General features: G+C 64.4%; 9 protein-coding genes and 1 pseudogene. 8 read left to right on the top strand and 2 right to left on the bottom strand.

The genetic code is table 11. The annotated features are described in order from the left end of the window. Both MOV75_RS19975 and MOV75_RS19970 read left to right on the top strand, forming a co-directional pair. Positions 1–692: MFS transporter (locus MOV75_RS19975; RefSeq protein WP_247006441.1), on the top strand; the 692-nt coding region annotated here is incomplete at its 5' end. Between the two features lie 64 nt (positions 693–756). After that, positions 757–972 carry a hypothetical protein gene (locus MOV75_RS19970; RefSeq protein ID WP_246928839.1) on the top strand — a complete coding sequence of 72 codons (216 nt, stop codon included), beginning with the start codon at positions 757–759 and terminating at the stop codon, positions 970–972. Between the two features lie 72 nt (positions 973–1044). On the opposite strand, the gene queF is transcribed toward MOV75_RS19970, so the two are convergent. Both queF and MOV75_RS19960 read right to left on the bottom strand, forming a co-directional pair. Beyond that, complete coding sequence (gene queF / locus MOV75_RS19965; RefSeq protein WP_246928837.1) at positions 1045–1497, bottom strand: preQ(1) synthase; 453 nt, start codon at positions 1495–1497, stop codon at positions 1045–1047. Between the two features lie 50 nt (positions 1498–1547). Next, entirely contained in the window at positions 1548–2525 is a 978-nt protein-coding gene (locus tag MOV75_RS19960; RefSeq protein WP_246928829.1) for a lyase, read from the bottom strand. Positions 2526–2701: 176 nt separating this feature from the next. Here MOV75_RS19960 and eno point away from each other — a divergent pair, with 176 nt between their 5' ends. The 6 genes and pseudogenes from eno to MOV75_RS19930 all read left to right on the top strand — a co-directional run. Next, positions 2702–3985 carry a phosphopyruvate hydratase gene (gene eno / locus MOV75_RS19955; RefSeq protein ID WP_246928827.1) on the top strand — a complete coding sequence of 428 codons (1284 nt, stop codon included), beginning with the start codon at positions 2702–2704 and terminating at the stop codon, positions 3983–3985. A 44-nt stretch (positions 3986–4029) separates the two neighbouring features. Beyond that, positions 4030–5163: a zinc-binding dehydrogenase gene (locus MOV75_RS19950; RefSeq protein ID WP_246928826.1), complete on the top strand. Its 1134-nt coding sequence runs from the start codon at positions 4030–4032 to the stop codon at positions 5161–5163. 118 nt (positions 5164–5281) lie between these two features. Then, a complete protein-coding gene (locus MOV75_RS19945) occupies positions 5282–6280 on the top strand; it encodes an MBL fold metallo-hydrolase (protein WP_247006439.1) in 999 nt (332 codons plus the stop codon). Positions 6281–6461: 181 nt separating this feature from the next. Beyond that, positions 6462–7013, top strand: coding sequence for an NADPH-dependent FMN reductase (locus MOV75_RS19940; RefSeq protein WP_246928822.1), 552 nt, complete (start codon positions 6462–6464; stop codon positions 7011–7013). A 181-nt stretch (positions 7014–7194) separates the two neighbouring features. Further along, positions 7195–7512 carry a septum formation initiator family protein gene (locus MOV75_RS19935; RefSeq protein WP_028141594.1) on the top strand — a complete coding sequence of 106 codons (318 nt, stop codon included), beginning with the start codon at positions 7195–7197 and terminating at the stop codon, positions 7510–7512. A 215-nt stretch (positions 7513–7727) separates the two neighbouring features. Continuing rightward, a pseudogene (locus MOV75_RS19930) lies at positions 7728–7893 on the top strand (sigma-54-dependent Fis family transcriptional regulator); the annotation flags it as partial.

Genomic DNA, 7893 nt, shown 5'->3' with positions numbered 1-7893 from the left:
CGGTGCTCGGTGTGCTCGTGATCGTGGCGTCGATCGCGGTCGCCGCCGGCTTCCGCGGCGCCAAGGTCAAGCATCCGCCGAAGACGAGCCTGTCGGCGCTCAAGGCCGGCTATCGCACCATCTTCACCAATCCGAATGCCTATGTCTGCTATTCGGCGGTGTTCATCGAAGGCTGCTGCGTGCTCGGCCTGTTTCCCTACATCGCCTCGTTCCTGTTCGAGCTCGGACAGACCTCGCTCTCGATCGCCGGCATTGTCATCGCGGGCTTTGCGGTCGGCGGGCTGTTCTACACGCTGACGGTGTCGCGCCTGCTGCCCTGGCTGGGCGTGAAGGGCATGATGATCTCCGGCATGACGCTGGTGGCCTCGCAGCTCATTGCCGTCGCCTTCGGCCCGCGGTGGGAGGTGCAGGCGCTGAGTCTCATCGTGATGGGATGGGGCTTCTACATCGCCCATGGCTGTCTGCAGGTCTTCGCCAGCGAGCTCTCGGTCGAGGCGCGCGCCACCGCGCTGTCGCTGCATTCGTTCTTCTTCTTCATGGGGCAGACCGTGGGACCGCTCGCCTATGGCTTCGGGCTCCAACATGCCGGCAAGATGCCGACCCTGTTCGCGAGCGCAGTGATCATGGTGGTGCTGGGCGTTGTCTGTGCCCGGCTGCTCAAGCCGCGGGCGCCGTCCGACGCGCGCAACTGACGAAAGTGCCCAGAAACCCTGCAACTAAATCGGACGTCCTGCCCTCGGCATGCTACAGCCGGGGATGACAAAGTTCCTGATCGCCGCGCTGCTCGCCATGGGTCCGGTCGCCGCGCAGACGTCTCAAGCGCAGCCCAAGCCATCCGTGACGGATCGCGAGCAGGTGCAAGCCGACCGCGCGAAAGCGGCTGCCGAGGAAAAGAACGCGCCGACCACGCGTCCCTGGGATCGAGATGCCAACGGCAAACGTCCCTGGGAAAGGTCATCCATCTCCAACTAGCGCGTCGCTGCGTTCGCTTTGAGTTCGACCACACGCGCCGCGATCATGGTCGTGCTTGGCCTCTTCTGCGGCTCAGCCGCGCCCGCGATAGGACGCGACACCTTGCTCGGGCACCCATAGGCCCTTCGGCACGCGGCCGGTCTGCCAGAACACGTCGATCGGAATGCCGCCGCGCGGATACCAATAGCCGCCGATGCGCAGCCATTTCGGCTTGATCTCGGATGCGATGCGCTTGCCGATCATCACGGTGCAGTCCTCGTGGAAGGCGCCGTGGTTGCGAAAGCTCGCGATGTAGAGCTTGAGCGATTTCGACTCCAGCAGCCACGCACCTGGCGCGTAGTCGATCATCAGATGCGCGAAATCCGGCTGACCCGTGACCGGGCAGAGCGAGGTGAATTCCGGCACGGTAAAGCGCACCAGATAGTCGGTGCCCTTTTGCGGATTGGGCACGCGGTCGAGCTGAGCGTCTTCCGGTGTGTGCGGCCACTCGACCGAACGGCCGAGCTGGAGGGATTTCTTCGCCATCGTCGTCACATCCTGTTTCAATGCCGGGATGGACGCAATCGCGGCTGCCGTCAACCGGCGGCGATCGTCTGAATCAGCACAATGCGGTCGTTGCCGGACTCGCAGCCCCAGAGCTCGCCGGGCCTGCCGTCGAGCTGGCGCACGGCGGCATTCGGTTTGTCGCTGGCGAACACGTTGAAGCGCTCGGTGGCGGGGTCGAAGCGCACGATGGCGTTGGCGGAGAAGTCGGTCAGCCAGACCTTGTCCTTGTCGTCGACATAGACTGCGTAGGCGCGGGGGCGCTCGCCCGGCAGCTTCCACGTCTTCCACGACCCATCGGCGGGATCGTGCATCGAGACGTGGCCGCTATTCCACTCGCTGACCCAGATCCGGCTCTTCGAATCCGACCAGACCCGGCGCGAGCCCGCGCCCGGCGTCGGCGGATCGACCATTGCGGCATCACCCGTCGCGCGGTCGATCTTCGCGATGTAGCTGCCGGCAAGGGAGGCGTACCAGATATCGCCCTTGGGAGTGACCGTGATGCCGTAGGGGCCAACGCCCTTGGGCGCCCTGAACACGTTCATGTCGCCGGACTTCGGCGCGAGGCGGCCGTAATAGCCGGACTGGCCGGTGAACCAGTAGATGCCGTCCTTGTCGAACACGCCGGTGTTGAGATTGGCGCTAGCGAACTTTTCCGGCAGGCGGAACAGCTTGACCGTGAGGTCGGACGGATCGACCCGCGCGATTGCGTTCTGACCGCCCTCGGTAATCCAGGGCGCGCCGTCGGGACCGATGGTCACGCCATGCGGAGCTGCGCCCTGACCGAGGCTGACCGTCTTGAAACGGCCATCTCGGGGATCGAGCCTGCCGAGCAGGCCTTTACCCTGCGCCGTGAACCAGACCGAACCGTCGGGGGCGGGCGCGAGATCGTGCAGGCCAATGCCGGCACTGATCGGGAAGTATTTCGTCCGGAACGGGCCCTCCTGGGCAAAACCTGGGCGGACCACCAACAGGGCGGCACTCGAGGCGAGAAACTGGCGGCGATTCATGGCGTTACCCCGGCTGGTTCAGATTGAGGTTGGACGCGCAGATCAGTTGAATTCAAGCTTAGCCCCGGCCGCTGCACGCGTCAGTCGAAGCACGCGGTCCAAGCGTTCACATTTGCTTGCGGCCCGTGTAAGACCCGCGGCGAACCGATCAAACCTAACGAACGGAAGTGCACATCATGACCGCCATCATTGACATCATCGGCCGCGAAATCCTCGATAGCCGGGGCAATCCCACCGTCGAGGTCGATGTCGTGCTGGAGGATGGCGCGCTCGGCCGCGCTGCCGTGCCCTCCGGCGCGTCTACGGGCGCTCATGAGGCCGTGGAACTGCGCGACGGCGACAAGGCCCGCTATCTCGGCAAGGGCGTCACCAAGGCCGTCGGTGCCGTCAACGGCGAGATCTTCGAGGCCCTGAGCGGCCTCGACGTCGAGCAGCAGGCCCAGATCGACCAGATCATGATCGACCTCGACGGCACGGCGAACAAGAGCCGGCTCGGGGCCAACGCCATCCTCGGCGTCTCGCTCGCCTGCGCCAAGGCGGCCGCGAACTCGCTCGACATGCCGCTCTACCGTTATGTCGGCGGCACCTCGGCGCGCCTGTTGCCGGTGCCGATGATGAACATCATCAATGGCGGCGTGCATGCCGACAACCCAATCGACTTCCAGGAATTCATGATCCTCCCCGTCGGCGCGTCATCCTTCGCCGAGGGTCTGCGCTACGGCGCGGAGGTCTTCCACACGTTGAAGTCCGAGCTGAAGAAGGCCGGCCACAACACCAATGTCGGCGACGAGGGCGGCTTTGCCCCGAACCTGCCGTCGGCCGATGCCGCGCTGGAGTTCGTCATGAACGCGATCGGCAAGGCCGGCTTCAAGGCAGGCTCCGACATCGTGCTCGGCCTCGACTGCGCCTCGACCGAGTTCTTCAAGAACGGCAAATACGTATATGAAGGCGAGGGCAAGACCCGCTCCATCTCCGAGCAGGCCAAGTACCTTGCCGACCTCGTCTCGCGCTATCCGATCGTCACCATCGAGGACGGCATGTCGGAAGACGACATGGACGGCTGGAAGGAGCTCACCGACCTCGTCGGCACGAAGTGCCAGCTCGTCGGCGACGACCTCTTCGTCACCAACGTCAAGCGCCTCGCCGACGGCATCAAGGCTGGCCGCGCCAACTCGATCCTGATCAAGGTCAACCAGATCGGCACGCTGACCGAGACGCTCGCCGCCGTCGAGATGGCGCACAAGGCCGGCTACACCTCGGTGATGTCGCACCGCTCGGGCGAGACCGAGGATTCCACCATCGCCGACCTCGCGGTCGCCACGAACTGCGGTCAGATCAAGACCGGCTCCCTTGCACGGTCCGATCGCACCGCCAAATACAACCAGCTCCTGCGCATCGAGCAGCAGCTCGGCAAGCAGGCGCTCTACGGCGGCAAGGCGGCACTGAAGGCGCTGGCATAAGCCAGCGCCTCGACTCGCGAACAGACCGACAGGGGAGGATCGACATGAGCGACGGCAAGTCCGGACTGCAACTGCGTTCGCTGCTCAAGAAGAGCGGCGAGCTGGAATTGTCCCTCGTGGATGTCCCGACGCCGGAGCCGGCCGACGACGAAGTCGTGGTCCGCGTTGAGGCGACCCCGATCAACCCCTCCGATCTCGGGCTCCTGATCGGGCCGGCCGACATGTCGGCCGCCAAGGCCTCCGGCACGAAGGAGATGCCGGTCATCACGGCGAAAATGCCGGAGGCTGCGATGCGGATGATGGGAGCCCGGCTCGATCAGTCGCTGCCGGTCGGCAACGAGGGCGCCGGCACGGTGATCCAGACCGGCTCGTCGGACGCGGCGAAAGCCCTGATGGGCAAGACGGTGTCGATGATCGGCGGCGCGATGTACACGCAGTACCGCGTGCTGAAGGTCCGCGACGTCATGGAGCTGCCGGCGGGCACCACGGCCGCGGACGGTGCGTCCTGGTTCGTCAATCCGCTGACCGCGCTCGGCATGACTGAGACAATGCGCCGGGAGAACCACAAGGCGCTTGTGCACACGGCGGCTGCGTCCAATCTCGGCCAGATGCTCAACAAGATCTGCATCAAGGACGGCATCGGGCTCGTCAACATCGTCAGGAGCAAGGAGCAGGCCGACATCCTGCACAAGATCGGCGCCAAGCACGTCGTGGATTCCAGTGCGCCTGATTTCATGGACGATCTCACCAATGCGCTGGTCGAGACCGGCGCCACGATCGCCTTCGATGCCATCGGCGGCGGCAAGCTGGCGAGCCAGATTCTGACTGCCATGGAAGTCGCGGCCAACAAGACCGCGAAGGAATACAGCCGCTACGGCTCCAACGTGTACAAGCAGGTCTACATCTACGGCAGCCTCGACAATCGGCCGACCGAACTCGCCCGTTCTTTCGGCCTGACCTGGGGCGTCGGCGGCTGGCTGCTGACGCCGTTCCTCCAGAACATCGGTCCGGCCGAGATCGGTCGCCTGCGCCAGCGCGTCGCGTCCGAGCTCAAGACCACTTTCGCCAGTCACTACACCAAGGTGGTCTCGCTGACCGAGGCGCTCGATCTCGCCAACGTCGCGGTGTACGCCAAACGCGCCACCGGCGAAAAATTCCTCATCAACCCGAATAAATAATCGTGATCTGCGACGGCAGGTTACCGAAGGAAGGTCTTGCCTTCTGAGCGCAGCCGGAGATTATTCCGCCGCCATTGCAAGCGGAGAAACCGCGGGGCGCTCAGAAGGGGACCTCTCCATGACTGATCTCAATCGCCGTCATTTGCTCACAGGCGCCGCCGCCCTCAGCGCGGCTGCCGTATCCGGCTTCGTGCCGACCGCGGCCAATGCCTCAGTGCCGCCGACCGGCACGCAAGCGCCGGGCTTCTACCGCTACAAGGTCGGCAGCTACGAGTGCACCTCGATCAATGACGGCGCGCGCACCTTCCCGATGCCGGACAAGTTCGTCGCCAATCTGTCGAAGGACGAAGCGCTGGCCGCGGGCGAAGCAGCCTACATGCCGAAGGGCATGGTCACGGTGCCGTTCAACCCGCAGCTCATCAACACTGGCTCCAAGCTGGTCCTGATCGACACCGGCAACGGCATTGCGAATTTCGAGGCGAGCAAGGGCGCGGTCGGCCGCACGCTGCAGAATCTCCAGGCTGCCGGCGTCGAGGCGAAGAGCATCGACATCGTGCTGCTCTCGCATCTGCACCCCGATCACACCAACGGCATTCGCCTTGCCGACGGCGGGCTCGCATTCCCCAATGCCGAGATCATGGTGCCGGGCAAGGACTGGGAGTTCTGGACCAGCGAGGAGAACGCGGCCAAGGCCGAGTCCAATCCGATGATGAAGAACTACTTCGCCAACGTGAAGAAGACCTTCGCCGGCCTCGAGTCCAAGGTCACCAAATACGAGTGGGGCAAGGAGGTCGCGCCCGGCATCACCTCGATCGCAACCCCGGGCCATACGCCGGGCCACACCTCGTTCGCTGTCGCCTCTGGCGATGCCAAGGTGCTGATCCAATCCGATGTCACCAACATCCCGGAATTCTTCCTGCGCAATCCCGACTGGCACGTGATGTTCGACTACGACGCCGCGCTGGCGCAGGACACGCGCCACAAATTCTACGACATGGCGGCGGCGGAGAAGGCGACCGTGGTCGGCTTCCACTTCACGTTCCCTTCGGTCGGCCACGTCCAGAAGGACGGCGCGAAGTACCGCCTGATCCCGTCGGCGTGGAATCCGACGATCTGATCTGAATTAGACATGTGCGCGAAAGATCGGGCCGCCGCTTGGCGGCCCGGTTGTCTTGGGCGACCATCTGCTTTCGCGAAACGCTGCGTTTCCAAATTGGACCGGTCCATGCACTTGCATCCATCGATCCGGATCGCTTAAGTGCCGCGCGGCACTTCCCTCAAGGTTTCAAGGACAACCCATGGCCTACAACATCGTCACGATCGCCGGCAGCCTGCGCAAGGAGAGCTTTTCGCTGAAGATCGCCAACGCGCTGGCAAAGCTTGCGCCTGATACCCTCAAGCTCGAGGTCATCACGCCGGCGGGCATCTCGTTCTTCAACCAGGACCTCGAGGGTGCGCCGCCCGCGGACTGGCTGGCCTTCCGCGACAAGCTCCAGAAGTCGAATGGCGTGCTGTTCATCACCCCCGAATACAACCGCTCGATCCCGGGCGTCCTCAAGAACGCCATCGACGTCGCCTCGCGCCCCTATGGCAAGAGCTCGCTCCTCGGCAAGCCGGTCGGCATCATCTCGAACTCGCCGGGACCGCTCGGCGGCGTCAGCGCGGCCAAGCATCTGCAGAACATCCTGCCGGGCATTTCCGGTTCGCTGCTCCAGCAGCCTGAAATCTACCTGAACGCCGTCGGCGATGCGTTTGATGCAAACGGAGATCTGACCAAGGACTCCCTGAAGACGGTGCTGCAGCAGTACATCAACGCCTTCGCCGCGCATGTGGCGAAGCACCAGGGCTGAGCACGTACTCTCTCCGTGATGGCCGGGCTTGTCCCGGCCATCCACGTCTTTGCGGCGCGATCAAGAACGTGGATGCCCGGGCCTTCGCCGCGCCGAAGCCGGCTTCGGCCGCGCAGGCGGGGCAAGCAAAGTGGCGCGGCCGATTAGCACTCCCTTAACCAACCTGTCTCATCTTCCCAAGATGGTCTCCCGCGCGCGCCTGAAATCGATCCTGACCGGCCTTGCCCTCTACGCGATGGCGGCGGCCATCGTCGGCTATTTCGGCGTCAACGCCTATACCGGCAAATACGGCCTCAACGCCCGCCAGGAACTGGACCAGGAGATCATCGCCCTGACCAGCGAGCTGGCCCAGCTCAAGCGCGAGCGGGCCAGGAGCGAGCAGCGGGTGTCGCTGCTGCGGTCCGAGCGGATCGACCCCGACATGCTGGACGAGCGGGCGCGCTTCCAACTGGACTACGTCAATCCGCGCGATCTCGTTCGGATGATCCCGGCGAAGTAGCGTTTTCGGCAGCTTTTGAAATCGACCCGAAAGCCGTTGCCGAAATCCGACCACCGCGTCCGTGGCTCCTGCGAAGGTCGTAAGTCCGGAACCCACCGGTTGCCTTGACGGCAGTGCGTCAGCGGGCTCATGGCTTCCGTGGCGCTCGCCGAAGTTGACGCAGATCAATCAGGCAGCGCCGGCCCGTTCTAGTCTGCCATCCGGAGGAAACAGTGATGAATGGGACAATGCCCCGGCATCACGCGGCCCGTGTCGAGGCCGCCATCGCGTCAGGTCAGGCGGCACGATCCGCGCTGGTGGCCTCGTGGCGCCGTTCGTCCAGATTGCATCATCTCGATCCCGGCGGCCGCACCTCGCCGATGCGGCTGACCGAAGCCGAGC

The sequence above is a fragment of the Bradyrhizobium sp. PRIMUS42 genome, assembly GCF_023006515.1.
GTDB lineage: Bacteria > Pseudomonadota > Alphaproteobacteria > Rhizobiales > Xanthobacteraceae > Bradyrhizobium.
The sequence above is the reverse complement of the archived record's forward strand: the minus strand, read 5'-3'. Positions and strand labels throughout refer to the sequence as shown.

Bases quoted from the DNA above. Each gene is read 5' to 3' on its own strand.
- MOV75_RS19950 (WP_246928826.1), top strand. From the start codon at position 4,030: ATGAGCGACGGCAAGTCCGGACTGCAACTGCGTTCGCTGCTCAAGAAG.
- MOV75_RS19960 (WP_246928829.1), bottom strand. From the start codon at position 2,525: ATGAATCGCCGCCAGTTTCTCGCCTCGAGTGCCGCCCTGTTGGTGGTC.
- MOV75_RS19935 (WP_028141594.1), top strand. From the start codon at position 7,195: ATGGTCTCCCGCGCGCGCCTGAAATCGATCCTGACCGGCCTTGCCCTC.
- eno (WP_246928827.1), top strand. From the start codon at position 2,702: ATGACCGCCATCATTGACATCATCGGCCGCGAAATCCTCGATAGCCGG.
- MOV75_RS19970 (WP_246928839.1), top strand. From the start codon at position 757: ATGACAAAGTTCCTGATCGCCGCGCTGCTCGCCATGGGTCCGGTCGCC.
- MOV75_RS19940 (WP_246928822.1), top strand. From the start codon at position 6,462: ATGGCCTACAACATCGTCACGATCGCCGGCAGCCTGCGCAAGGAGAGC.
- queF (WP_246928837.1), bottom strand. From the start codon at position 1,497: ATGGCGAAGAAATCCCTCCAGCTCGGCCGTTCGGTCGAGTGGCCGCAC.
- MOV75_RS19945 (WP_247006439.1), top strand. From the start codon at position 5,282: ATGACTGATCTCAATCGCCGTCATTTGCTCACAGGCGCCGCCGCCCTC.